We start from the raw sequence: 23,483 nt of genomic DNA on the forward strand, positions 1-23,483 counted from the left end.
GGCTTTTCCTGTGTAGGAGCGAGCTCGCTCGCGATGGACGTCAACGATAACGCGTGCTGTCTGGATGAACGCGTTGCCTTGATGTTTTTCGCGAGCAAGCTCGCTCCTACAGGGGGCCAGCGTCCGCCTTATGAGTTTCCAAGGATATGACCATGTCCCAAGAACGTCGCTACAGCTTCGAGTTCTTCCCTACGAAGACCGATGCTGGGCATGAAAAGCTGCTCGCCACTGCTCGCCAGCTGGCCATCTACAACCCCGATTTCTTCTCCTGCACCTACGGCGCCGGCGGTTCGACCCGCGATCGCACGCTGAACACCGTGCTGCAGCTCGAAAGCGAAGTCAAAATCCCTGCCGCTCCGCACCTGTCCTGCGTGGGCGATAGCAAGGACGACCTGCGCGGCCTGCTGGCCCAGTACAAGGCTGCCGGCATCAAGCGTATCGTCGCCCTGCGCGGTGACCTGCCTTCGGGCATGGGCATGGCCAGCGGTGAGTTGCGCCACGCCAATGACCTGGTTGAATTCATTCGTGAAGAAACCGGTGATCATTTCCACATCGAAGTCGCCGCTTACCCGGAAATGCATCCGCAAGCGCGCAATTTCGAAGACGATGTGGCCAACTTCGTGCGCAAGGCCAACGCTGGCGCCGACAGTGCGATCACCCAGTACTTCTTCAACGCCGACTGTTATTTCTACTTCGTCGAACGCGTGCGGGCGCTGGGCGTGAACATCCCGATCGTGCCGGGTATCATGCCGATCACCAACTACAGCAAGCTGGCGCGCTTCTCCGATGCCTGCGGTGCGGAAATCCCGCGCTGGATCCGCAAGCAACTGGAAGCCTATGGCGACGACACCCAGAGCATTCAGCGCTTTGGCGAACAGGTCATCACCGAGATGTGCGAACAACTGCTGCAGGGTGGCGCTCCAGGGCTGCACTTCTACACGCTGAACCAGGCCGAAGCGAGCCTGGCGGTGTGGAACAACCTGAAGTTGCCGCGTTAAAAAGTCGTTGAAGCACGATTAAAAGATCGCAGCCTGCGGCAGCGCCTACAACGGAATGTTAAATCCCGTAGGAGCTGTCGCAGGCTGCGATCTTTTTGCTTTCAACGCACTATTAATGTGCAGCAATCCACGGAGTTAGAGCATCTGCGGTCAGTTTCTGGCTCTTTCCGGTTTCTCGTCGTAATCTCAGCCTATGCCTTTGATCACGCAGTTAATCGCCGTGCTTGTCTTCACTTGCCTGAGCTTCGCCGCCCGGGGCGAGAAGCTGCGCATTGTCACGGAGCCTTGGGCGCCCTATGTGTACGAAGACAACGGCAAATCCCTGGGCCTGGACTACGAAACCACCGCCATTGTCTTCAAGCGCCTGGGCATCGAAGTGGAGTGGCAGTTCCTGCCATGGAAACGCTGCTTGTCGATGCTTGAAACAGGCCAGGCCGACGGCGCCCTGGACATCTTTCACAGCGACGAACGCGAAGCGACGCTGCTCTACCCCAGCGAACCGCTCTCGGAAGTCCAGTTCGTGATGTTCTACGCCAATGACCGGCCCCACCCGTTTCGCAGCCTCGATGACTTGCGCGGCCTGACCATCGGCACCTCGCCGGGTTACCTGTACAGCAAGGACTTCAGCGATTCGACACTGTTCACCCGCGAGCCGGCCCCCACCCATGAAGCCAACTTCGGCAAACTGGTACGCGGGCGAATTGACCTGCTGATCACCGACCGCCGGGTCGGCCAGCATTTGCTCGACGAACTGGGCATCCGCGACAAGATCACCGAAAACCCCACGGTCATCAGCCAGCAAAGCCAGTTTCTCGCGGTCCGGCGCAATGCGGGCATGGATCTGCTGGTGCAACGTTTCGGCGCCGAACTCAAGCGCTTCAAGCGCGAGCCCGCCTACGCTGAACTGAGCGCCCGCTACGGCGCGGAACCGGCAGCCAGCGTGAAGTCTGAAAAGGCCACGGCCGCCACGGAAAAAACCGTTGAGCAGCAGGAAAGCGGCGCGCAGTGATAGCTCTGTTATACTCCGGCCTTCCCGCCAGGCTCACGCCCGGACGCTCGGAATCGTTAAAGGCATCTCAACCCCGCTACTGCGCAGCTTTCAGCCCGCGCGAGCGCTTGCAGACGAGCCTTCGAAACCCAGCAGGACCGGACGGGATTGCGTCCTCTTAAACGCCATTCGCGCCAGGCAAGACTCCCATTGGGCCAAGCCCTAACTAGAACAGGATTACTCATGTCCTTTGCTTCCCTCGGTCTCTCCGAGGCTTTAGTCCGCGCCATCGAGGCGGCGGGCTATACCGAGCCTACTCCGGTGCAACAGCGGGCCATTCCCGCCGTGTTGCAAGGTCGCGACCTGATGGTCGCGGCACAGACAGGTACTGGTAAAACCGGCGGTTTCGCCCTTCCGATCCTGGAGCGGTTGTTCCCCAACGGTCATCCGGACAAGTCCCAACGTCACGGCCCGCGCCAACCGCGCGTACTGGTCCTGACCCCGACTCGCGAACTCGCCGCGCAAGTGCATGAAAGCTTCAAGGTCTATGCCCGTGACCTGAAGTTCGTCAGCGCCTGCATCTTCGGCGGTGTCGGCATGAACCCGCAGGTTCAGGCCATGTCCCGCGGCGTAGACGTGCTGGTGGCCTGCCCTGGCCGCCTGCTCGACCTGGCCGGCCAAGGCAGCGTCGATCTGTCCCACGTGGAAATCCTCGTGCTGGACGAAGCCGACCGCATGCTCGACATGGGCTTCGTCCATGACGTGAAAAAGGTCCTGGCCCGTCTGCCGGCCAAACGCCAGAACCTGCTGTTCTCGGCGACCTTCTCCAAGGACATCACCGACCTCGCCGGCAAGCTGCTGCACAACCCGGAACGCATCGAAGTCACGCCGCCAAACACCACGGTCGAGCGTATCGAGCAACGCGTATTCCGCCTGCCGGCCAGCCACAAGCGCGCCTTGCTGGCCCACCTGATCACCGCTGGCGCCTGGGAACAGGTACTGGTGTTCACCCGCACCAAACACGGCGCCAACCGCCTGGCCGAGTACCTGGACAAGCACGGCCTGAGCGCCGTCGCGATCCACGGCAACAAGAGCCAGAACGCCCGCACCAAAGCCCTGGCCGACTTCAAGGCCGGCACTGTGCGCATCCTGGTGGCCACCGACATCGCCGCCCGCGGCCTGGACATCGACCAGTTGCCACATGTGGTCAACTTCGAACTGCCGAATGTTGATGAAGACTACGTACACCGTATCGGCCGTACCGGCCGTGCCGGTCGTTCGGGCGAGGCGATTTCGCTGGTAGCCCCGGACGAAGAAAAACTGCTGAAAAGCATCGAACGCATGACCAAGCAGAAAATCGCCGACGGCGACCTGATGGGCTTCGATGCAAGCACCATCGAGGCGGAAAAGCCTGAAGTGCGCGAGCGTCCGGACATGCGCAACCCGCGCAATCCACGTGGCCCGCGCGGCGACGGTCCGAACGGCAGCGGTGGCGGCGGTGGTCGCAAGGACAAAGGCAAGGACAAGGGCAAGGAAAAACCGGCTGGCGAACGCGGTGAGCGCCCGGCCCGTCAGCAGAAACCACGTGAAGGCACTCCGGCTCGCGAACAGCGTCCGTCGCAACCTCCTCGTGCCGCTGCTGACCGCGCCCCGGACGAGTTCCTGGACGACGATATCGATAACTTCGGTAACCGCGTCGACTACGTGCCGCAGCAGAAGCCCGCGCAAGGCCGTGGCCGTCGCCCGGGTGCTCCGGCACAAGGCACCGCGGCAGGTTCGGGCGCTCCACGTTCCGGCAAGCCACAAGGTCGCCAGAACGGTCCCCGCAACAGCGATGGCGCCAGCACCGGCACTCCGCCAGCCAAGCGTAACGGCCCTCGCAGTGGCGCACCGCGCGACGGCCAGGCCCGTCGCGAAGATTCGCGCAATCGCCGTCCGGCCCGTGACGACCAGCCACGTTCGGAACCTGCCGTACAGAACCCGCGTGGCCCGGCGCCGAAGATCATGCACAAGGAGTCGAAGGCGGATCGCTTCCCGACACCTGAGCAGCTGGATCAACTGCCAAGCCGTCCTCGTGGTGAGAAACCAGCGCTGCTGACCCGCAATCGCTGAGTTATCGCTGCAATGAAAAATGCCCCTGATCGCGAGATCAGGGGCATTTTTTATGGCTGATGAAATCCTGTAGGAGCGAGCCTGCTCGCGATGGTCGTCAACGATAACGCTGGAAGCCTGATGCTCCGCGGCGCTCTCAGGTCTATCGCGAGCAGGCTCGCTCCTACAGTCTCAGCATTACTTCGCTTTTACACCTTCAAAGGTCACGTACATCTCAACCGCATCGGACGATGGGCCCAGGTCTTTCTGCTTGCCGAAGTCGGAACGCTTGAGGCTGAAAGTACCCTCGAAGCCTGCACGGTAGCCGCCCCATGGATCCTTGCCTTCACCCAGGAAGGTAGCCTTGACCACGATTGGTTTGGTTACACCGAGGATAGTCAGGTCGCCAGCTACATCGGCAGTGTCCTTGCCAGCGGCGTTTTTGCCGGTGGGTTTGACGCTGGTGGAAACGAACGTGGCTTTGCTGCCGTTCAGGAAGTCTTTGCTGGAGATGTGCTTGTCACGCTCGGCGTTGTTGGTGAAAACGCTGGCGGTGTTCACGTTGAACTCGATCTTGCTGTCTTCAGGCTTGGCAGCGTCGAAGCTGAACTTGCCGTCGATGTCCTTGAAAGTACCGGTGATGAAGCTGTAGCCCAGGTGGCTGATCTTGAAGTCAACGAAGGCGTGCTGGCCTTCTTTGTCGACCACGTAGTCAGCGGCCATGGCGTTACCGGCGGACAACAGGGCGGAACTGATTGCCAGAGCGGCCAGAGTCTTTTTCAACATGCTTTGTTTTCCTTTGGAGTCGAGGTTGAACTTCAGGCTTTGCGACCCAGCATTCGCTTGAGGGTCACATCACGGTCGATAAAGTGGTGCTTCAATGCTGCCAACGCATGGAGGCCGGAAAAAATTACCAGCACCCACGCCAGGTAGAGGTGAATCACGCCAGCGGTATCTGCCTGGTCCGGCAGTCCGGATACCAGCGCAGGGACTTCAAACAAGCCAAACACCGGGATACCGACACCTTCTGCAGTGGAAATCAGGTAACCGGCAATCATCACAGCGAACAGACTGAGGTACAGAAAGCCATGGCCGAAATGGGCGCCCAAGCGCGTCATGCGGCTGTAGCTGGCCAGGGTTGGCGGCGGTGGGCTGATGAAGCGCCACAGCACCCGCAGCAGCATCACACCCAGCAACACCAGGCCGATACTCTTGTGCAGGTCCGGCGCGTCTTTGCGCCAGGTGCTGTAGTAGTCGAGCCCGACCATCCACAGCCCAAGCGCGAACAGACCGAAGACCGCCAGTGCCACAACCCAGTGAATGACGATACTGACCCAGCCATAGCGGGAGGTAGAGTTACGTAGCTGCATTGCCTAGATCCTGTAAGTGCTGGCCCAAGACTATCGAGTTATCTATCGAATTAAAGCGGAAAAATTTGCTTTGAAATATCGAAAAATGCGATCAAGAGTCTGAAGCCTGCGAGTTAAGGAAAGATTAAACGCGAAATTGTGAGAAAAAGTGAATACAAACCGGAGAACACCTGTATCAAAAGGTTTATTCGATTCTGGTCCAGGTTTTTCTCCAGGCAAAAAAAACGCGGCCCTTGAGCCGCGTTTTTTTCGCCTGAGCGTTGCTGAGCCTTGGTGTCAGTGGCCCCACTGCTCTCCGATTCAACATTTTTGACCGGTGCCGTCCTGGCAGGCTCCGCCCTCCCCGATCCAGACACCTGATGGCTGCCGCTTCCTTGTCTGCTTCACGTAACCTTCAACGGTTTTTTCATTAAAGCGATACATATGTATCGCCATTTCCGTAGTTGAACTTGGTTCAATGTGGGTTCAACAGCTCATTGAACAATGAAAAAACATGGCCATTACATACACCCACTTTCAAGCAAGTAGCTCGCAGGCGCTCCCCCAATCAAATGATGTCCGCAGGATAGTAACTTATGTCCGGAAATTGACGATTTCGATTGGTATTGCAAGCTGACGGAAATCTAGTCATTTACGATCAACGCACGGCGAATCTATGCTGGGCGCGCTTTGGATTCGCCCCTGGGCGTATTCCAAAAAAGAATGCCACGTTAATAATCAGTGGCATTCCAATTTTTCATTGGGGTCTCCTGTAGAATCTCGACACACGCTAATTATGATAAACACCTTGATTACTTAGGTCCTTGGAAAACCGGAGGCGCCTGAAAACAATCAGCATCGTGCGGATTAATCTGGCATTTATAAGCCAACTCAGAGCTATACCCTTTAGGAAACCATTCGCTACTTACACAGCCAGAAAGCACTATCAACATGAGTATTACTGCTAGTGATTTCATATATCCTCCAGTTATCTGAAGAACATAAAGTCAAAGATCTGGAGCCAGCTATCATTTAGCTCCGAATCTTTTGTGAGAAGCTTCTGATGCATCGCAGCAGCATGTAGGACCGTACAGCCAAACCGGATGGTTGATATTTGATGGCAAAAAAAAAGCGCGACCCTAGGGCCGCGCTTTTTTACACCTGAACGTTACTGAGCCTTGGTCACAGTGTCCGTCGCAGGTTTGGCCGCTGGCTTCTTCGCCGTCTCGGCTTTCTTCACCGGAGTCTTGGCCGGGGCCTTTTTCGTTTCGGTCTTGGCTGGGGCCTTGGCCGGTGCCTTCTTCGCAGGCTCGGTTTTCACCGGTGCCACAGGCTTCGGTGGTTCGACCGGTGCCGGTGCAGCAATCGGTGCTGGAGCAGGTGCCGGAGTTGCCGGTGCTACCGGCTCTGGCGCCTTGACTGGCTCTGGTTTCTTCTCGTCATCCGAGCCGCCGAACAGGTTGCTGAAGAAATTGCCTTTCTTCGCCACCACCGCACCAGCGCCCGCCGCTGCAGCGGCCGGCCCCACTTTCGCCGGTTCGAACGACTTGCCCGCCGCCAGGTCTTCAACCTGGCTGGCCGCACGCTGGCCAGTGCGCAGCGCACCTTCCAGGGTTCCCGGGTACAGGGTGTCGGTGTGTTCGCCAGCGAAGGCTACGCGCTGAATCGGGCGTTCCCACAGGCGCCAGAACTTGCTGATCTGGCCCGGGCCGAAGGCCAGGTAGGCACCGCCAGTCGACGGGTCGGTGCTGTAGCGACGGATTTCATAACCGGTGAACGAACCACGGGCCTGTGGATAAAAAGCGTGCAGGCGAATCAGTACCTGATCAGCCATCTGCTTGTCGCCGAACGCCTGCATGACGCGGGCGTTGTCGCCGGACAGGTTGATCACCACGTTGGCACCGCCCTTCAGGGCAGGCTCGACCCACAACATCCCCAGGCCGGTGTTGCTGTAGATCTCGCCGGACATGCGCGCCTTGCTTTCCCACACCGGCGTCTTGAACTTGAGCATGATCTGGTCACGCCAACCGTAGTTGGTGCCCTTGATCGCCGCCAGGTGTTGTGCGTCCAGCGCCGGGGTCATCTGGATCTTGTTCAGGGCGCGCAACGGCACGGCCAGCACCACGTAGTCGGCCTGGTAGCCGACGCTGCCGACCTTGACGGTGACGCCGTCCTTGTCCTGGCTGATGGCCGAGACCGGGGAAGCGGTCTTAATGGTTTTCAGCTGCTTGACGAAGGCCTGGGCCAGCACCGGGCTGCCACCGACCAGGCGCGAAGCACGCAGGTCACGATCGGAGACGCCACGGTAGACGCGACTCTGCTGCGCGAAGTACAGCAGCGACAAGCGCGAAGGTTCGTCGTAGCGGGTACGGATCTGCTGGTTGATCAACTGGCGAGCGGTGGCCGGCAGGTTCTGCTTGTCGAGCCAGCTCGACACGTTGATCTGATCCAGCGCGTGCAGGGTGTTGTTGGCGGCCGGGTTCAGCGGGTCGTCGATCGAGCGCGCCAGATCGTCCACGGTCTTGTCGAAACGCTTGAGCGCCTCGGCGGTGGCTGGCTGCTTGGTCGCCAGATCGGCGGCGGAGAAATACTCGCCATCGATCAGGTAGCTTGGGGTCCGCACGAATTCAGGGGCCGGCGTGGTGCTCAGCTTGAAGTTCGAGACGTACTTGTTCAGCACCGGCTGGGCCTTGTCATTGCCGATCCATTCGCTGGTGGCCATGCCGGAACGGCCGCCCAGGCTCGATTTGGCTTCCAGCAGGGTGACCTGCCAGCCCTTGTTCTGCAGCTCGTACGCGGCAGTCAGGCCCGACAGGCCGCCGCCGATCACGATCGCGGTTTTATCCTTGGCCAGCGCAGACACGCTGAACAGCCCCAACATCACCAGCGCACAGGCGCGCAGCCAACCGACAGACATTCAGCGAACTCCGGAATCACACGAGGAAAACAGTAGTTTTTGCGAGCCAGACGGCTCAAGAGCCGCGAAGGATACGTCAGCCTTCAGACGCCCGCCAGCAACGTCTATCGGCCTGTACAAAGTAGCTCATTCGACACAATGGGTTGTCCCCGCGGCACGCATTGCATAGGCTTGCGCGATTGTTTGTCCGCGCAGGTAACGGACCGCCTCCAGGAGAGTGAAAATGGGCCTGAATAATCAGTGGATGCAACGCGATCTCGCCGTGCTGTGGCATCCCTGCACCCAGATGAAAGATCACGAGCAACTGCCGCTGATCCCGATCAAGCGCGGGGAAGGCGTGTGGCTGGAAGACTTCGAAGGCAAGCGCTACCTCGATGCGGTCAGCTCCTGGTGGGTCAATGTGTTCGGACACGCCAACCCGCGGATCAACCAACGCATCAAGGACCAGGTCGACCAGCTCGAACATGTGATCCTGGCCGGCTTCAGTCATCAACCGGTGATCGAGTTGTCCGAGCGCCTGGTGAAGCTGACGCCGGAAGGCCTGACCCGGTGCTTCTACGCCGATAACGGCTCGTCCTGCATCGAAGTCGCGCTGAAAATGAGCTTTCACTACTGGCTCAATCGCGGTCAGCCGAACAAGAAGCGCTTCGTCACCCTGACCAACAGCTACCACGGCGAAACCATGGCGGCGATGTCGGTGGGTGACGTGCCGCTGTTCACCGAGACCTACAAAGCGCTGTTGATGGACACCATCAAGGTGCCGAGCCCGGATTGCTACCTGCGCCCCGAGGGCATGAGCTGGGAAGAACACTCGCGCAACATGTTCGCCGCCATGGAGCAGACCCTCGCCGAAAACCACGACACGGTCGCGGCGGTGATCGTCGAGCCGCTGATCCAGGGCGCCGGTGGCATGCGCATGTACCACCCGGTGTACCTCAAATTGCTGCGAGAAGCCTGCGACCGCTACGGCGTGCACCTGATCCACGACGAAATCGCCGTCGGCTTCGGCCGCACCGGGACGATGTTCGCCTGCGAACAGGCCGGCATCCGCCCTGATTTCCTGTGCCTGTCCAAAGCCCTGACCGGTGGCTATCTGCCGCTGGCGGCGTGCATGACCACCGACGAGGTCTACAGCGCCTTCTACGACGACTACCCGACCCTGCGCGCCTTCCTGCACTCCCACAGCTACACCGGCAACCCGCTGGCGTGCGCTGCGGCCCTGGCGACCCTGGACATCTTCGAAGAAGACAACGTCATCGAGAACAACAAGGCCCTGGCGCAGCGCATGGCTACGTCGACGGCGCATCTGGTCGACCACCCGAACGTGTCCGAAGTGCGCCAGACGGGCATGGTGCTGGCCATCGAGATGGTCAAGGACAAGGCCAGCAAAGAGGCTTGGCCGTGGCAGGAACGCCGTGGTTTGAAGGTGTTCCAGCACGCCCTGGAGCGCGGTGCCTTACTGCGTCCATTGGGCAGCGTGGTGTATTTCCTGCCGCCGTATGTGATCACCCCGGAGCAGATCGACTTCCTTGCCGAAGTGGCCAGCGAAGGAATCGACATCGCGACCCGCGACAGCGTCAGCGTGGCGGTGCCGAAGGACTTCCACCCGGGGTTCCGTGATCCGGGCTGATGATGCGGTCAATGTGGGAGCGAGCTTGCTCGCGATAGCGGTCTTCCAGCCACCATCAATGGTGAATGTCTGATCGTCATCGCGAGCAAGCTCGCTCCCACAGAAGTCCCCACCGTTCCATGACCAACACCTTTTTCAGAGACCCAGCATGAGATTGTCCCGCTTCTTCATCGACGCCCCCCTGAGCATCGGCGAGCACGAGTTGCCCGAAGCCCAGGCCCACTACATCAGCCGCGTGCTGCGCATGGCCGAGGGCGATGCGTTGCAGTTGTTCGACGGTTCGGGCCAGGAGTTTCGCGCCAGGCTGGTCGACGTCGGCAAAAAGCGCGTCGTGGTGCAGGTCGATGAATGCTTCGCCGGGCAGATCGAGTCGCCGCTGCAAATCCATCTCGGCCAGGGCCTGTCCCGGGGTGAACGCATGGACTGGGCGATCCAGAAAGCCACGGAACTGGGCGTCACTGAAATCACCCCGATCTTCACAGAGCGCTGCGAAGTCCGACTCAAGGACGAGCGCGCCGACAAACGCCTGCTGCACTGGCGCCAGGTGGCGATCAGCGCATGCGAACAGTGCGGGCGTTCAAGGGTGCCGGTGATTCATCCGCCGCTGTTGCTGACTGACTGGTTGAAGCAGACACAAGCCGAGTTGAAATTGGTGCTGCACCCGGTGGCCGAACCGTTGGTGAGCCACGCCAAACCTTCAAGTCTGGCATTCCTGATCGGCCCGGAGGGTGGTTTGTCCGATGCCGAAGTCGATCAGGCCAAGGCCGGCGGCTTCCACGCCGCCCGCCTCGGTCCACGGGTGCTGCGCACCGAAACCGCGCCGGTTGTTGCACTGGCGGTGGCCCAGCAACTCTGGGGTGATTTCTAGGCTACTGCACCGGATCACTCACCGGTTTGGCAATGATCGCCTTGAGTTCGCTGGTCATCGGGAACTCAAGGTTCAAACCCTTCGGCGGGATCGGCTGCTCGAACCAGCGTTTGTAGATGCCATTGATCTCGCCCGAGCTGTACAGATCCGCCAACGCGCCGTTGACCAGCGCCAGGAACTGCGGATCGTCCTTGCGCACCATGCAGCTGTAGATCTCCCGCGATTGCTCCTCCCCGACCACCACCCACTTGTGCGGGTCATTGGCCTTGGCGCGCTCACCGTAGAGCAGCGCGTCGTCCATGTAGAACGCCGCCGCCCGGCCCGACTGCAGCATCTGGAAGGCTTCGCCGTGGTCCTTGGCGCTGATCACGAACATGTCGATCTTGTGATCGACGTTATAGCTTTTCAGGAAGCGCTCGTTGGTGGTGCCGGCGGTAGTCACCACGTTCTTGCCGCGCAGGTCAGCGAAATTCTTGATCCCGCTGTCCTTCGCGGTCAGCAACTGGCCTTTGACATAGATGAAGCCATAGGAGAAGGCCACCTGCTTCTGCCGTTCGGCGGTCACGCCGGTGGAGCCGCACTCCAGGTCAACGGTGCCGTTCTGCACCAGTGGAATGCGGGTCTGCGAGGTCACCAGGTTGTACTTCACCTTCAGGTCCGGCAGCGCCAGTTGCTGCTGGATGCGCTCGACGATCTTGCCCGCCAGATCCACCGAGTAACCCATCGGCTTGCCGCTGTGATCACCCACGTAGGAGAACGGCACCGAAGCATCGCGATAGCCCAGGGTGATGCTGTTGGCGCTGGCGATCTTGCTCAGGGTGCCGGTCAGCGGCGCTTCATTGGCCTGAACCTGACTGCCGAGCAACAGGCCAAGCGTACAAGCGAGCAACGTGATTTTTTGCATTGTTATTCTCCGTTGTGGGTGTTGGTTTATCAGACGCGTGCAGCGATGACGGTGATTTCCACCAGCACCTGCGGGCGGGCCAGTTCGGCCTGCACGGTGGTGCGGCTCGGTGCCTGCCCCGGCGATAGCCAGGCCGACCAGACCTCGTTCATCGCGGCGAAATCCTCGGTGATGTTCTTCAGGTAAATGGTCGCACTGAGCAGATGATCCTTGTCGCTGCCCGCCTCCGCCAGCAAGGTATCGATTTTCGCCAGCACTTCGCGGGTCTGGCCGGTGGCATCCAGGGCATCGCCCGGCACCTGCCCGGAGAGAAACACCAGGTCGCCAAAGGTCACGGCGCCAGACAGGCGCGGGTTGCTGTGCAGTCGGGTAATGGTCATTGCAGTGTCCTTTTCAGAAATCAGTATTCAGGCGGCCCGGTGGCTGAAACCCTGAAGGTCAATGGAAGGCCGGCGCTCGCCGATCAGCTCGCTGAGCAAGCGCCCGCTGCCGCATGCCAGGGTGAAACCCAGCGCGCCGTGGCCGAGGTTGAGCCACAGGTTGCGATACGCCGTCGCACCCAGTAGCGGCACGCCGCTGGGGGTGGCCGGGCGCATGCCGGCCCACTCGACGGCTTCGTCATAGGCGCCGGCATTTGGAAAGGTGTCATGGGCCTGACGCTTGATCAGCGCCAGACGCTTGGGGTCCAAAGCAGGGTCGAAGCCGACGATGTCGACCATCGCCGCCACTCGCAATTGCTTACCGATGCGGGCGTAGACAATCTTGCGGTCATAGTCGGTGATGCTCACGTCCGGTGCCCGGTGACCGGCGCCGATCGGCACGGTCAGGCTGTAGCCCTTGAGCGGATAAAGCGGCAGTTGCAGCCCGGGTAGCGCCAATAACGGACTGCGGTGACCGGCGGCGATCACCAGTTGATCGACCTGCAGCACTTGCTCACCCAGTTCGATGGCGTTGACGCTGCCGTTGCTGTGGCGAATGCCGGTCACCGCTTGCCCGAGACGAAACTCGCAACGGCCGGACGCTTGTAGCCGGGCGGCCAGTTGCTGGCAGAAGCCGTGGCAGTCGCCAACCTCTTCGTCCGGGGTGTAGATCGCCCCGACAAAGGGCGCATCGATCAGCGCCGGTTCCAGTTGCGCGCATTCGGCCGGCGACAACACTTGCTGTTGCTGCGGGTCGGCCAGGCCTTGGCGCGCATGCTCGAAGCTGCTGTTCTGGCGGAAAGTCACCAGTTTGCCATTGCGCCGCCACTGGAATCCCGCCAGTCCATCATCCTCGCGCCAGGACTTCAATGTGTCCTGGCTGAACAATGCCAGGCGCAGCAAGTGCGCGGCGTTCTCGCGGTTGACCGAGCGGCGGCAGGCGCCGAGGAACGACGCCATCCAGCGCCACTGTGCCGGGTCGAAGCGCGGGCGCAACTTCAGCGGTGAATCGCCGCGCAGCATCCAGCCGATGGCTTGTAAAGGCACACCGGCGTCGGCCAGCGGCGCGACATAGCGATAGGACAACTGGCCACCGTTGGCGAAGCTGGTTTCGCTGCCCAGCGAGTCCCGTGCCTCGACCACCGTCACCTCGAAGCCGTCGCGCACCAGCGCATAGGCCGTTGCCAGGCCAATCACGCCGCCACCGATGATGCACACACGCTGAGCCATGTCCGTCCTTAAAACCGTTGTGAAGACGACACCGAGGTTAGAGCCAGGTGACAGACGTTGAACAATGCATAAAGATGGCAAACCCATAAACAAAGGTTATGGACTTGCCATGCGCCTTCGCCATATCGAGATTTTCCAGGCCATCCGCCAGACCGGCTCAATCAGCGCTGCCGCGCAATTGCTGCATGTCTCGCAGCCGGCGGTGAGCAAGGTGTTGCAGCACGCCGAGCAGCAATTGGGCTTCCCGTTGTTCCTGCGGGTGCGCGGCAAGTTGCAGGCAACCCCGGAAGCGCTGGAGCTGGAGCGCGAAGTGGACAAGGTCAGCGAAAGCCTGCAAGGCGTACGACGCCTGGCGCAGAGCCTGCGCCGCGAACCTGGCCACAGCCTGCGCATCGGTGCCACCCCGGCGCTGGCCCTGTCATTGCTGCCACCGGCCATTCACGAATGGACCGGGCGTTACCCGGACATCGTTTGCGAACTCTCCAGCGCCCACAGTCGCGAACTGGTGCAGAACCTGTTGATGCGCGAAGTGGATGTCGCCCTGACCCTGCAAAGCCCGGATCACCCGGGGCTCAAGGCCCAGGCGCTGGCGTCCGGCGTGCTGGTGGCGCTGGCGCCGAGTGGTTACTGGCCTCAGGAAGATGCGGGCAAACCGTTGCCACTGATGGCGTTGGCGGATGCACCACTGATCGGTTTATCCAGCGCCGATCCGCTGGCCGCGCGGCTCGACAGTTACCTGGAAGCGGTCGAACCCCCGCCCCGGGTACGCATCGCCGTGCAAACCTACTCACTGGCACGGGCGATGGTGGAATCTGGCGCGGGCCTGGCGGTGATCGATCCGTTCACCGCCCTTGGCGCCTCTCCCGCCACCACAACGATCCGCCCTCTGGCACCGCCGTTACCCATTACCCTGTACGCAGTGACCCGCGCCGCCGAACCACCGCCCCACACCTTGAACGATCTGTTGCAGGTATTCAGCCGGCGAGCCCGGGAGCAGTTGGATCGCCTGGTCCCGGTACAGCCTTAAAGGACATAAAAGAAAATCGCCACAAAGTGCAGCAGGCTCCCGGCGATCACGAACAGATGCCAGATCCCGTGGGCATGGCGCAGTCGGTGATCAACGGCAAAAAAGACAATCCCGACGGTGTACAACACCCCGCCCGATGCCAGCCACGCAAATCCGGCGCTGCCCAGCGCCGCGAGCAGTGGCTTGACCGCCACCAGTACAATCCAACCCATCACCGCATAAATCACGATCGACAGAATCCGCGCTTCCGAACGCGGCTTTATCTCTTGCAGGATGCCGATCAGCGCCAGTCCCCAGACAATCCCGAACAACGTCCAGCCCCACGGCCCGCGCAGGGTCACCAGGCAGAACGGCGTGTAGCTGCCGGCGATCAACAGGTAGATCGAAAAGTGATCGACCTTCTGCATGATCGCTTTCTTGCGCCCGCGCACGCTGTGGTACACGGTCGACGCGCTGTAAAGCACCATCAGGGTAAAGGCGTAGATCGCCATGCTGACAATCTTCCACGGACTGCCGTCGAGACTGGCCAGCACAATCAGCCACACCCCGCCGATAAACGCCGCCACGGCCCCGACAAGATGCGTCCAGGCGTTCAGTCTTTCCCCGTGATACATGCGTTGCTCACCTCGAAATTCGTTACCGCAGAGCGCAAGGCTCAGGCTTGAAGCGTAAAAGCGCAATGTTTCTGTACGACGGGCCCGGAGTAATTGGGCACAATCGAGTCATTCCAAAAAGAGTCCGCCCCATGCTGATCGATGAAGAGTTGACCCTGAAAAAACTCGAGGTGTTCCTGGCTTTCATGCGCACCGGCAACCTGGCGCGGGCCGCTGCCGAGTTGCAGACCAGTAACGTCAGCGTGCATCGGGCGATCCATTCCCTGGAAAGCGCCCTGCGCTGCCCCCTGTTCAAGCACGAAGGCCGCAGCCTGACGCCGCTGGAAAGCGCTTATGTGCTGGAAGAGCGGGCGCAGAAGCTGATTCAGGATGTCGTCGAAAGCGTGCGCCTGACCCGCGAAGCCGCCGGGTTCTCCGCCGAGCGTTTCAAGCTGGGTTCGCTGTATTCACTGACGGTCAAGACCGTGCCGCAACTGATCATGGGTTTGAAGATCCGCCGCAGCGAGCTCAACATCGACCTGATTCTGGGCTCCAACATCGACCTGCTCTACAAGCTCAAGAACATGGAAGTCGATGCGGCCCTGGTGTCGCTGGACGACAGTGTCAACGACCCGGATTGCGAGCAGATCCCGCTGTTTTCCGACGACATCTTCCTCGCCACCCCCGCCGACTCGAAGTTTGCCCAGCGAACCGAAGTCGACCTGGCCGAGGTCCGCGACGAAACCTTCATCACCCTGACCCAGGGCTTCGCCACCCATCAGGACGGCAAGCGGGTATTCGAGCAGGCAGGGTTCGAACCGAAGGTGGCGATGCAGGTCAACGACATCTTCACCCTGCTGAGCATGGTCAGTTCGGGCGTGGGTTATGCGTTGCTGCCGGGGCGGATTGCGGCGGTGTACGAGAACCGGGTGAAGCTGATCCCGTTGCAGGAAAAGTACCGGTTGCAGCAGCACATTGGCGTGGTGTTCCTGAAAGCCAAGGAGCGTGATCCGAATCTGCTGGCGTTGCTGGCGGAGTGTCGGATGTATGCCAATCGGCAGGTTTGAAACCTTATCGACCCCATCGCGAGCAAGCTCGCTCCCACATAGGAATGCGATTCCCTGTGGGAGCGAGCTTGCTCGCGATGGGGTCTGAACATTCAATGACGATGCAGCGGACTAGCCGACAATCCCGCGAACAATGAAGTACAACAACGAAGGCCCCAGCAAGCAGCCCAACCCGGTGTGGAATGTCGCGGTCAACGCGCCATAAGGCACCAACCGCCGATCCGTCGCCGCCAGCCCCGCCGTTACACCGCTCACCGTCCCGGCCAGCCCACCGAACACCATCGCCGAGCGCGGATTGTCCAGGCCCATCCAGCGCGCCGCCATCGGCGTGCCGACCATAACCAGAATCGCCTTGATCAGACCGGTGGCAATCGACAGCGCCACCACATCGGAACTGGCGCCAATGGCCGCGCCGGTCACCGGCCCGACAATGTAGGTCACCGCACCGGCGCCGATGGTGGTCATGCTCACCGCATCGCGGTAACCGAAGGCCCAGGCCATGCACGCGCCGACAATAAACGGCAGCACCGTGCCCAACAGCAGCGCGATCACACCGATCAAGCCGGCCTTTTTCGCTTCCGTGGCCTGCACCTCGAAGGCCGTGGCGACGATGGCGAAGTCCCGCAGCATGGCGCCGCCCATCAGCCCGATGCCGGAAAACAGGGTCAGGTCCGCCAGGCCTTTTTGCCCGCCGGTCATCGTGCCGCCGACCCAGGCCAGTACCAGGCCGATGACGATGGCAATCGCCGAGCCGTGGATACGCCCGAAGGTCAGGCGTTTGGAGATCACTACCGACACCCACATGATCACGCCGACAAAGGCGAATGCGGTGACCAGACCGTTGTGTTCCAGACCGTTCTTGATGAGTTCCCACATATCAGCGACCTCCTGCCGGTGCGCCAACCGCCGTTACATCCACCGGTTCATCGGGCAAGGGCTCGCCTCTATGGGTCCGGCTGATCAGGGCAATGGTGCAGCCGCAGATCACCACCGAACCGATCGCTGCCAACACCGCCACCGGACCACCATGCAGCGCCGTGACCACGTTTTGTTGCGCCGCCATCGCCACCACCACCGGGATGTACATCGCGCCCCAGAAGCCGACGCCCATCTCGCAATCCTTGGTCATGCCGCCACGGTTGTGCATCCACAACCGTGCGCAAATCAGCAGGATCATCGCGATCCCGACACCGCCGACGTTTGACTTCACACCCAGCAACACCCCGAGCATGTCCCCCATGATCACCCCTGCCAGCGTACAGATCGCCAACAGCGCCACACCGTAAATAATCATTGCTGTAGTCCTCAAAGTGCATTTCGAATGTTGTTTTTGTTGTGCGAAGCCTTAAGTCAGATGATCTAAGGGTGGCGGCTTCCCTCCTCACGCATCAGCGCCTGCAAGGTGTCGAGCCGTGCACCGTCGAAGGCAATCACGGTGCCCTGCTCGAACACCCGGCGCGCCAGTCCGGTCAGCACCGCACCGGGCGGCAGTTCGATCTGTAGACGTACGCCGCGCTCGTAGGCGCTTTGTACCGTGCCGCGCCAATCGACGATGCGGCACATGTTGAAGGCCAAGTCGTCACGCAAGGCTTCAGGCTTGATCATCGGACGCGCGCGACTGCCGCTCAGGTAGCCCATCTTCGGGGTGTGCAGCGGCACCTTGGCGAAGGCTTCGGCCAACCGTTGCGCGGGCGCCTCAAGCAATGGGCAGTGGGATGGCACGCTCACTGCCAGGCGCTTGGCCAAGCCCGCCCCGCAACCTTTCGCCAACCCGGCCACCGCTTTCATCGCCGCGTCACTACCGGCAATCACCACCTGGTTATCGGCGTTGATATTGGCCAGATAAACCGGCATTTCTGCGCTGTGCACCCGGGCCAGTAATCCTTCCACCGTGGCCAGATCCAGACCGATGATCGCGGTTATGCCGTAGCCCTGTGGATAAGCCTGCTGCATCAACTCACCCCGCAGGCTGACCAGATGCAGCGCATCGCTGAAACCCAAGGCACCGGCCACCACCGCTGCCGGGTAAGCGCCGATCGACAAGCCGGCCACGTAGTCGGGGGCCATGCCCAACTGGCGTGAAGCAGCGACGCCGGCGATCAGCAGGCAAAGCTGAACCGCCCTCGTCGACTGCAACGCCTCGGCAGAATCCAGCTGCGTCACATCTTCACCGAGCAGGTCGCTCGCCTCGTTCAACGTTTCCCGAGGTAAACGCGCGAGCATTCCGGGTTGTTGTGCACCCTGGCCGGGGAACACCAGCAAGCTGCTCATGCTGCTTGCTCCTGTGGATTCCACGGATCAGTCACCAGGGTGGCTTGAATGGCATTTTTCAGCAGGACTCGCGACGAAGCACCGGCCCATTCGCGCAAGGCAACGGCGCCCGACGGTGCCTGCAGTTGCAGGTCCACGCGGCACACGGCTGTATCAAGAACGGCCACCAACGCCTGGGCGTCGACACGACTCAACGGACGTGGCGTACGCAAGATCAGGTCGAGGTCGCTGCCCTCGTGCAAAGCGGCAAACCCACTGGCCAACTCGAACCCGGCGCTGCCGCTGACACCCCAGACCCAACCACTGTCATCGAGGTGCGAACGCAGTCGCGCCAAGGCACGCAGCGCCGGGAAATCGCGCCGGCCTTGAACATGGCAGAGCTCTTCCGGCTGCACCCGCCGCGTGATGGCGGCGACTTCCATCACCGCGGCAAATCGCTGTTCGCGCAACGGCCCGCGCACGCCCACGGCCACCTGCCCCGCCGCGCTCAAGGCGCGACGGACTACCACCGGCTGGCCGGCACTGATCGACTCGATCACCCACGCAGGCGCATCCGCCGGCAACTGCTGCGGGGTCATGCCCCACAGCAGGTCGTGTGCCAGTAGCGTGCTCACCACTGCGCTCTCAGCAATTGACGAACCTTGCTCGACGCCGCCCGATTGGCCGCACCCAGCCGACCGCTCAGATCACGGCCAGCGGCGGCCACATCGTCAATCGCCTGATGCAGGCACTCGGTCACCCGCGCCAGATCCGCCGCCGTCGGCTGCTCGATCTTCTCCACCACCAAGGTTTCCCACAGCAACCCGAGGCTGGCATAGCTGTCGATGTCATAGGCCATCGGCGGCACGCTGGCAGCCAAGGCTTCGAGCTCTTCGACGCTGCGCAAGGTCACCCGCGCGGCCGACGCCTTGCCCATGGCGTGCACCATCACTCCCGGATCGCGCAGGGCGATCAAGCGATTGGCCTGATAGCCGTGGGCCAGAAACGCGCCCGACATCGCCTTGCCCACCAGCAAACCGATCACCGCATGACCGGCCAGACGGGCACGGGCATAACTGCCCGCCGCAGCGGCCAGCGCCTGATGAATGCCGAGGGCTTCCTCCCGTCGACCGTAAGCCTGGCTCGGCACGTCGACGATGGCGATAAGAGCGCGCTTGCGTGCCTTGTTTTGATCAGCGGCGATGACTTCATCCACAGCCTTGGCCAGGCCCCAGCCTTCGAGCAAACCCACTTCGCCGTTACGTGCACGGACAAAGCGGTTTTCCGGGTCGGCCACCACCGCGAGGAAACGCACAGGCTGATCGCCCATCACGGCGTCCGCGACCTTCAGCGAAGCCGGCAAACCCTCGACCGCTTTCGTTCCGGCGCTCAAGGCGTTGAACCAGTTCAAGCCTCGCAGGGAATACGAACTCATGGGCGTTCTCCTTGGTACAGATCGCGAACCACGGACGGCTCGATTTGCGGTTCGGCATCCAGACGCGCCAACCGTTGCAGGAACAACCCGGCCTGTTGGCTACGCGGTTGCGTTGGCAATCCTTGCTGGAGTAACTCACCCACCTGCTTGCGGATCTGCGCCACGTCGTCGGCAACATAGCGATCCACCAGACCACTGGCGAAGCGTTGCTCGCCACCGGTCAGGCTCCAGATGAAGGGCCGGTCGCGGGAGTCGTACTCCTCGAGTCCGGCTTCCTGTTCGATCACCTGCGGGCCGTTCAGGCCGAGCCGCGCTTCCTGGGTCACCAACAAATAGCTGCACAACCCGGCGGCAATCGACATGCCGCCAAAGCAACCGACGCTGCCCGCCACCACACCGACCACGGGTTGGTACTGCTGCAAATCGACAATCGCCGCGTGGATGTCGGCAATGGCCGCCAGGCCGAGGTTGGCTTCCTGCAAGCGCACGCCGCCGGTTTCCAGCAGCAGCACGGCGCGGGTCGGGATACCGTTGCGGTTGTCTTCGGCGGCCAGTTCCAGCGCGCCGGCAATTTTTGCTCCGCCGACTTCACCGAGGCTGCCGCCCTGGAACGCGCCTTCGATGGCCGCGATCACCACCGGCAAACCATCGAGGTTGCCCTTGGCGATCACCACGCCATCGTCGGCTTGCGGCACCACGCCCTGGCGCGACAGCCACGGCGACATGATCCGTTGAAAGGGGTCGAGCAGTTCGCGGAAGGTGCCGGCATCGAGCAGGGTCTTGGCCCGTTGCCGGGCACCGAGTTCGACGAAGCTGTGCTTGTTGAGCAAAGATGCGCTGTCAGTCATGGCCGATCTCCTCGAAGCCTTGCTCCAGACGCAGGCGCACCACACCGGGTGTCGCGCCGAAATCGTGGATATCGATATCCATGGCCGGGGGCGTCTGGCCGTCGAACATCCGTGCAAACAGATGCCGCCAGCGTTGTTCGCTGCCGTTGACCGAGGTCTGCACATTGATCGTCAACTTGCCGGCCTGACCCGGTTCGATCAACACTTCCAGATCGCCAGAGCCGACACAACCCACCAGGGTGCGACCGCGTGGCGGCTGCCCGGCGGGGAATTCAAAGGATAAGGTTTCCATCAAAACACTCCCTGGATAAGGCCGTCGCCAGACGCGATACGGTCGATGAACAGGCAGGCTGCGAGCAGGTCGGCAGCGCCACCGGGCGAGGCATTCAACGCGATGAGTTGTTGGTCCAGCTCATGCAGGCGGCGACGTCCGCCGAGGCTGGCGCTGCCGCCCGCATCGAGCACCGCCCGGGCGCCCAGTTGCATGGTGTTCAGGCCTTCTTCACCGGCGCGGTAAAGCACGCAGGTGTCGGCCAGACTCGTCATGATCGCCAACAGTGCGTCGAGCCGGGCGTTCTGCTCGCCATGACCGGCGGCGCGGCTGCGCAGCAGTTGTGGCAGTGCACGTTGGGTCACCGCCGGAAAACCCAGTTGCGCTTCTTCACGGGCGCCGCGAGCGCCGTAGCGTTGGGCGACTTGCGCACCGTGACTGAGCGGACGTGGCGCAAAACGGTCGTCGAGCAGGGCCAGCCGCGCCGCCCGTAACGCCACGCTATTGGCGTTGCAGGATTGAGGTTCCAGTGCAGCGGCAGTGATCAGCAAGCCCAAGGCCCAGATCGCCCCGCGATGGGTGTTCACCCCGCCGGTGGTGTCGAGCATGGCTTGCTCACCTTCGCGACCAATGCGGCCCACGGCTTCGCGCAGGGGCAAGCCGATCTCGCCGAACTCGATGGCGGCTTCCGCCATTTCTTTAAAGGCCGGCCACAAGGACAGAGCCGAGGCGTGCATCAGCCCCAGGTGCAAATCGGTGTGGGCGCCATTGCCGCGACGGTCGACCAGTGCCGGTTTCGGCGACAGATCAGCCTCGTCGATCAACGCATCCACTGCCAGGTCCGCCAGCCGTTCGGCCAGGCTCAGGCTCAGGCTTTTTGGTTGCAGGTTAAGTGCGTGCATTACCAGCTCCTGAACTTGGCGGGCGGGTTGTAGAGGCCACCGGACCACTCCACCAGATCGGCCACGCTTTTCGCCGCGAGCAGTTCGCGGGTGGCGTCGGTGCGGCGGATGCCGAGGTCTTCGGGCAAGGCGATCAGGCCTTCGCGGCGCATGCGCGCGGTGTCTTTGGGGTTGTGGCGCAGGCCGATGGCGGTCACCCCGGCGACGGCGGCGATCATCGCCTGGCGTTCTTCCAGTGAGCGCGCCTTGTACAGGTAGGCGATGCCTTCTTCGGTCAACAAGTGGGTGACGTCGTCGCCGTAGACCATGATCGGCGCCAGTGGCATGCCGCTTTTCTTCGCCACATCCACCGCATCGAGGGTTTCGACGAAGGTCGGTTTGCCGCCCTCCTGGAAGGTCTCGACCATCTGCACCACAAGTTTCTTGCCGCGTTCGAGCATCGGCTCGGCCACATCGGTATTGCGCATGTCGAGCCAGGCCGGCGTGCCATGGCGACGACCGCGTGGGTCGTGGCCCATGTTTGGTGCGCCGCCAAAACCGGCCAGGCGCCCGCGGGTGACGGTGGAAGAATGGCCGTCGCCATCGACCTGCAAAGTCGCGCCGATGAACAGGTCCACGGCGTATTGCCCGGCCAGCTGGCTGAACATCCGGTTGGAACGCAGGGAGCCGTCGCGCCCGGTAAAGAACACATCCGGCCGCGCCGCAATGTAGTTCTCCATCCCCAGTTCGGTGCCAAAGCAATGCACGCTTTCGACCCAACCACTTTCAATCGCCGGGATCAGCGTCGGGTGCGGGTTGAGCGTCCAGTTGCGGCAGATCTTGCCTTTGAGGCCGAGGGATTCGCCGTAGGTCGGCAGAATCAATTCGATGGCAGCGGTGTTGAAACCGATGCCGTGGTTGAGGGATTGCACGTTGTGTTTTTCGTAGATCCCGCGAATCGCCATCATCGCCATCAGCACGTGCACAGGCTTGATGTGCCGAGGGTCGCGGGTGAACAGCGGTTCGATATAGAACGGCTTGTCGGCCACCACCACGAAGTCGACCCAGGACGCGGGGATGTCGACGCGCGGCAGGTCGCTGACGTCGTCCACCAACTGGTTGACCTGGACGATGACGATGCCGTCGCTGAAGGCCGCCGGCTCGATCAGCGCCGGGGTGTCTTCGGTGCTCGGCCCGGTGTAGATGTTGCCGGCGCGGTCGGCCATGAACCCGGCCGACAACACGACGTTGGGAATCAGGTCCACCACCAGCCGTGCGTAAAGTTCGATGTAGGTGTGGATCGCGCCGACTTCCAGCAGGCCGTCTTCAAGCAACTGGCTGATGCGCAGGCTCTGGGTGCCGGCGAAAGAGAAGTCGAGTTTGCGGGCGATGCCCCGTTCGAACAGATCCAGGTGCTCGGAGCGTCCGACGCTGGGCATGATCATGTGCAGGTCATGCAGCTTCGCGGGGTCGGCCTTGGCCAGGGAGCGCGAAAGGAAATCCGCCTGCTTCTGGTTGTTGCCTTCGAGCACCACGCGGTCGCCGGGCAGAATCAGCGCTTCAAGCGCCGCGACGATGTTGTCGGTGGGCAACACCACACCGTCGGCAAGACCTCGCACCAGCTCGAGGCGCCGCTGCTTTTCGCTGCGCCGCCGCGTCCATCGCGAGTCGGGGGATATTGTTGTTGTCATGACCACTCCACGGGTTCGCTGTCGTG

General features: G+C 61.7%; 23 protein-coding genes. 7 read left to right on the forward strand and 16 right to left on the reverse strand.

Features of this window, described 5'->3' with window-relative positions; genetic code table 11:
- Nucleotides 1–152: 152 nt before the first annotated feature.
- From metF to rhlE2, 3 genes are all read left to right on the forward strand, one after another.
- A complete protein-coding gene (gene metF / locus PSJE_RS17690; RefSeq protein WP_057712952.1) occupies nt 153–998 on the forward strand; it encodes a methylenetetrahydrofolate reductase [NAD(P)H] in 846 nt (281 codons plus the stop codon).
- Nucleotides 999–1,191: 193 nt separating this feature from the next.
- Nucleotides 1,192–2,007, forward strand: coding sequence for a substrate-binding periplasmic protein (locus PSJE_RS17695; RefSeq protein WP_090451896.1), 816 nt, complete (start codon nt 1,192–1,194; stop codon nt 2,005–2,007).
- Between the two features lie 222 nt (nt 2,008–2,229).
- Nucleotides 2,230–4,098, forward strand: a complete 1,869-nt coding sequence (gene rhlE2, locus PSJE_RS17700) for an RNA helicase RhlE2 (RefSeq protein WP_090451898.1) — start codon at nt 2,230–2,232, stop codon at nt 4,096–4,098.
- A gap of 177 nt (nt 4,099–4,275) precedes the next feature.
- On the opposite strand, the gene PSJE_RS17705 is transcribed toward rhlE2, so the two are convergent.
- From PSJE_RS17705 to PSJE_RS17715, 3 genes are all read right to left on the reverse strand, one after another.
- Nucleotides 4,276–4,863 (reverse strand): YceI family protein, encoded by a 588-nt coding sequence (locus PSJE_RS17705; RefSeq protein ID WP_090451900.1) that lies wholly within the window; start codon nt 4,861–4,863, stop codon nt 4,276–4,278.
- Between the two features lie 32 nt (nt 4,864–4,895).
- Nucleotides 4,896–5,447 carry a cytochrome b gene (locus PSJE_RS17710; RefSeq protein ID WP_057712948.1) on the reverse strand — a complete coding sequence of 184 codons (552 nt, stop codon included), beginning with the start codon at nt 5,445–5,447 and terminating at the stop codon, nt 4,896–4,898.
- Nucleotides 5,448–6,594: 1,147 nt separating this feature from the next.
- Nucleotides 6,595–8,343 (reverse strand): flavin monoamine oxidase family protein, encoded by a 1,749-nt coding sequence (locus PSJE_RS17715; RefSeq protein ID WP_090451902.1) that lies wholly within the window; start codon nt 8,341–8,343, stop codon nt 6,595–6,597.
- Between the two features lie 223 nt (nt 8,344–8,566).
- On the opposite strand from PSJE_RS17715, the gene PSJE_RS17720 reads away from it, so the two are divergent.
- Both PSJE_RS17720 and PSJE_RS17725 read left to right on the forward strand, forming a co-directional pair.
- Complete coding sequence (locus PSJE_RS17720) at nt 8,567–9,973, forward strand: adenosylmethionine--8-amino-7-oxononanoate transaminase (RefSeq protein ID WP_090451904.1); 1,407 nt, start codon at nt 8,567–8,569, stop codon at nt 9,971–9,973.
- A gap of 148 nt (nt 9,974–10,121) precedes the next feature.
- Nucleotides 10,122–10,841 carry a 16S rRNA (uracil(1498)-N(3))-methyltransferase gene (locus tag PSJE_RS17725; RefSeq protein WP_090451906.1) on the forward strand — a complete coding sequence of 240 codons (720 nt, stop codon included), beginning with the start codon at nt 10,122–10,124 and terminating at the stop codon, nt 10,839–10,841.
- A 1-nt stretch (nt 10,842) separates the two neighbouring features.
- Here the strand turns inward: PSJE_RS17725 and PSJE_RS17730 are convergent, their stop codons facing one another.
- Genes PSJE_RS17730 through PSJE_RS17740 form a run of 3 tightly spaced genes read right to left on the reverse strand, consistent with a single transcriptional unit; the run spans nt 10,843 to nt 13,394 of the window.
- The gene (locus tag PSJE_RS17730) at nt 10,843–11,745 is read right to left on the reverse strand and encodes a transporter substrate-binding domain-containing protein (RefSeq protein ID WP_090451909.1); all 903 of its coding nucleotides are present in this window, start codon (nt 11,743–11,745) and stop codon (nt 10,843–10,845) included.
- Between the two features lie 29 nt (nt 11,746–11,774).
- Nucleotides 11,775–12,125 carry a RidA family protein gene (locus tag PSJE_RS17735; RefSeq protein WP_057712943.1) on the reverse strand — a complete coding sequence of 117 codons (351 nt, stop codon included), beginning with the start codon at nt 12,123–12,125 and terminating at the stop codon, nt 11,775–11,777.
- Between the two features lie 27 nt (nt 12,126–12,152).
- Nucleotides 12,153–13,394, reverse strand: a complete 1,242-nt coding sequence (locus PSJE_RS17740; RefSeq protein ID WP_090451911.1) for a D-amino acid dehydrogenase — start codon at nt 13,392–13,394, stop codon at nt 12,153–12,155.
- Nucleotides 13,395–13,503: 109 nt separating this feature from the next.
- Here PSJE_RS17740 and PSJE_RS17745 point away from each other — a divergent pair, with 109 nt between their 5' ends.
- The gene (locus PSJE_RS17745; RefSeq protein WP_090451913.1) at nt 13,504–14,421 is read left to right on the forward strand and encodes a LysR family transcriptional regulator; all 918 of its coding nucleotides are present in this window, start codon (nt 13,504–13,506) and stop codon (nt 14,419–14,421) included.
- Here PSJE_RS17745 and trhA read toward each other — a convergent pair.
- Nucleotides 14,418–15,035 (reverse strand): PAQR family membrane homeostasis protein TrhA, encoded by a 618-nt coding sequence (gene trhA / locus PSJE_RS17750; protein ID WP_090451915.1) that lies wholly within the window; start codon nt 15,033–15,035, stop codon nt 14,418–14,420. The genes PSJE_RS17745 and trhA overlap by 4 nt on opposite strands.
- 131 nt (nt 15,036–15,166) lie before the next feature.
- Here trhA and PSJE_RS17755 point away from each other — a divergent pair, with 131 nt between their 5' ends.
- Nucleotides 15,167–16,081, forward strand: coding sequence for a LysR family transcriptional regulator (locus PSJE_RS17755; RefSeq protein ID WP_090451917.1), 915 nt, complete (start codon nt 15,167–15,169; stop codon nt 16,079–16,081).
- Between the two features lie 111 nt (nt 16,082–16,192).
- On the opposite strand, the gene madM is transcribed toward PSJE_RS17755, so the two are convergent.
- The 9 genes from madM to mdcA form a co-directional block, all read right to left on the reverse strand.
- Nucleotides 16,193–16,957, reverse strand: coding sequence for a malonate transporter subunit MadM (gene madM, locus PSJE_RS17760; RefSeq protein ID WP_057712938.1), 765 nt, complete (start codon nt 16,955–16,957; stop codon nt 16,193–16,195).
- 1 nt (nt 16,958) lies between these two features.
- Nucleotides 16,959–17,375 carry a malonate transporter subunit MadL gene (gene madL / locus PSJE_RS17765; protein ID WP_090451919.1) on the reverse strand — a complete coding sequence of 139 codons (417 nt, stop codon included), beginning with the start codon at nt 17,373–17,375 and terminating at the stop codon, nt 16,959–16,961.
- A 65-nt stretch (nt 17,376–17,440) separates the two neighbouring features.
- Entirely contained in the window at nt 17,441–18,352 is a 912-nt protein-coding gene (gene mdcH, locus PSJE_RS17770) for a malonate decarboxylase subunit epsilon (protein ID WP_090451921.1), read from the reverse strand.
- Nucleotides 18,349–18,969: a malonate decarboxylase holo-ACP synthase gene (locus tag PSJE_RS17775; protein ID WP_090451923.1), complete on the reverse strand. Its 621-nt coding sequence runs from the start codon at nt 18,967–18,969 to the stop codon at nt 18,349–18,351. The genes mdcH and PSJE_RS17775 overlap by 4 nt, the downstream gene beginning before the upstream one ends.
- Nucleotides 18,963–19,766 carry a biotin-independent malonate decarboxylase subunit gamma gene (mdcE, locus tag PSJE_RS17780; protein ID WP_090451925.1) on the reverse strand — a complete coding sequence of 268 codons (804 nt, stop codon included), beginning with the start codon at nt 19,764–19,766 and terminating at the stop codon, nt 18,963–18,965. Before mdcE ends, PSJE_RS17775 begins: the two co-directional genes overlap by 7 nt.
- Entirely contained in the window at nt 19,763–20,614 is an 852-nt protein-coding gene (locus PSJE_RS17785) for a biotin-independent malonate decarboxylase subunit beta (protein WP_090451927.1), read from the reverse strand. The genes mdcE and PSJE_RS17785 overlap by 4 nt, the downstream gene beginning before the upstream one ends.
- Nucleotides 20,607–20,906 (reverse strand): malonate decarboxylase subunit delta, encoded by a 300-nt coding sequence (locus PSJE_RS17790; RefSeq protein ID WP_057712932.1) that lies wholly within the window; start codon nt 20,904–20,906, stop codon nt 20,607–20,609. Before PSJE_RS17790 ends, PSJE_RS17785 begins: the two co-directional genes overlap by 8 nt.
- Complete coding sequence (locus PSJE_RS17795; protein ID WP_090451929.1) at nt 20,906–21,787, reverse strand: triphosphoribosyl-dephospho-CoA synthase; 882 nt, start codon at nt 21,785–21,787, stop codon at nt 20,906–20,908. The genes PSJE_RS17790 and PSJE_RS17795 overlap by 1 nt, the downstream gene beginning before the upstream one ends.
- Nucleotides 21,787–23,457 (reverse strand): malonate decarboxylase subunit alpha, encoded by a 1,671-nt coding sequence (gene mdcA / locus PSJE_RS17800; RefSeq protein WP_008001151.1) that lies wholly within the window; start codon nt 23,455–23,457, stop codon nt 21,787–21,789. The genes PSJE_RS17795 and mdcA overlap by 1 nt, the downstream gene beginning before the upstream one ends.
- Nucleotides 23,458–23,483: the final 26 nt, after the last annotated feature.

The sequence above is a fragment of the Pseudomonas jessenii genome, from assembly GCF_002236115.1.
In the GTDB taxonomy this organism is placed as follows: domain Bacteria; phylum Pseudomonadota; class Gammaproteobacteria; order Pseudomonadales; family Pseudomonadaceae; genus Aquipseudomonas; species Aquipseudomonas jessenii.

Excerpts from the sequence above, each read along its gene's own strand:
- metF (WP_057712952.1), top strand. The coding sequence starts at position 153 with ATGTCCCAAGAACGTCGCTACAGCTTCGAGTTCTTCCCTACGAAGACC.
- PSJE_RS17695 (WP_090451896.1), top strand. The coding sequence starts at position 1,192 with ATGCCTTTGATCACGCAGTTAATCGCCGTGCTTGTCTTCACTTGCCTG.
- rhlE2 (WP_090451898.1), top strand. The coding sequence starts at position 2,230 with ATGTCCTTTGCTTCCCTCGGTCTCTCCGAGGCTTTAGTCCGCGCCATC.
- PSJE_RS17705 (WP_090451900.1), bottom strand. The coding sequence starts at position 4,863 with ATGTTGAAAAAGACTCTGGCCGCTCTGGCAATCAGTTCCGCCCTGTTG.
- PSJE_RS17710 (WP_057712948.1), bottom strand. The coding sequence starts at position 5,447 with ATGCAGCTACGTAACTCTACCTCCCGCTATGGCTGGGTCAGTATCGTC.
- PSJE_RS17715 (WP_090451902.1), bottom strand. The coding sequence starts at position 8,343 with ATGTCTGTCGGTTGGCTGCGCGCCTGTGCGCTGGTGATGTTGGGGCTG.
- PSJE_RS17720 (WP_090451904.1), top strand. The coding sequence starts at position 8,567 with ATGGGCCTGAATAATCAGTGGATGCAACGCGATCTCGCCGTGCTGTGG.
- PSJE_RS17725 (WP_090451906.1), top strand. The coding sequence starts at position 10,122 with ATGAGATTGTCCCGCTTCTTCATCGACGCCCCCCTGAGCATCGGCGAG.
- PSJE_RS17730 (WP_090451909.1), bottom strand. The coding sequence starts at position 11,745 with ATGCAAAAAATCACGTTGCTCGCTTGTACGCTTGGCCTGTTGCTCGGC.
- PSJE_RS17735 (WP_057712943.1), bottom strand. The coding sequence starts at position 12,125 with ATGACCATTACCCGACTGCACAGCAACCCGCGCCTGTCTGGCGCCGTG.
- PSJE_RS17740 (WP_090451911.1), bottom strand. The coding sequence starts at position 13,394 with ATGGCTCAGCGTGTGTGCATCATCGGTGGCGGCGTGATTGGCCTGGCA.
- PSJE_RS17745 (WP_090451913.1), top strand. The coding sequence starts at position 13,504 with ATGCGCCTTCGCCATATCGAGATTTTCCAGGCCATCCGCCAGACCGGC.
- trhA (WP_090451915.1), bottom strand. The coding sequence starts at position 15,035 with ATGTATCACGGGGAAAGACTGAACGCCTGGACGCATCTTGTCGGGGCC.
- PSJE_RS17755 (WP_090451917.1), top strand. The coding sequence starts at position 15,167 with ATGCTGATCGATGAAGAGTTGACCCTGAAAAAACTCGAGGTGTTCCTG.
- madM (WP_057712938.1), bottom strand. The coding sequence starts at position 16,957 with ATGTGGGAACTCATCAAGAACGGTCTGGAACACAACGGTCTGGTCACC.
- madL (WP_090451919.1), bottom strand. The coding sequence starts at position 17,375 with ATGATTATTTACGGTGTGGCGCTGTTGGCGATCTGTACGCTGGCAGGG.
- mdcH (WP_090451921.1), bottom strand. The coding sequence starts at position 18,352 with ATGAGCAGCTTGCTGGTGTTCCCCGGCCAGGGTGCACAACAACCCGGA.
- mdcE (WP_090451925.1), bottom strand. The coding sequence starts at position 19,766 with ATGAGTTCGTATTCCCTGCGAGGCTTGAACTGGTTCAACGCCTTGAGC.
- PSJE_RS17785 (WP_090451927.1), bottom strand. The coding sequence starts at position 20,614 with ATGACTGACAGCGCATCTTTGCTCAACAAGCACAGCTTCGTCGAACTC.
- PSJE_RS17790 (WP_057712932.1), bottom strand. The coding sequence starts at position 20,906 with ATGGAAACCTTATCCTTTGAATTCCCCGCCGGGCAGCCGCCACGCGGT.
- PSJE_RS17795 (WP_090451929.1), bottom strand. The coding sequence starts at position 21,787 with ATGCACGCACTTAACCTGCAACCAAAAAGCCTGAGCCTGAGCCTGGCC.
- mdcA (WP_008001151.1), bottom strand. The coding sequence starts at position 23,457 with ATGACAACAACAATATCCCCCGACTCGCGATGGACGCGGCGGCGCAGC.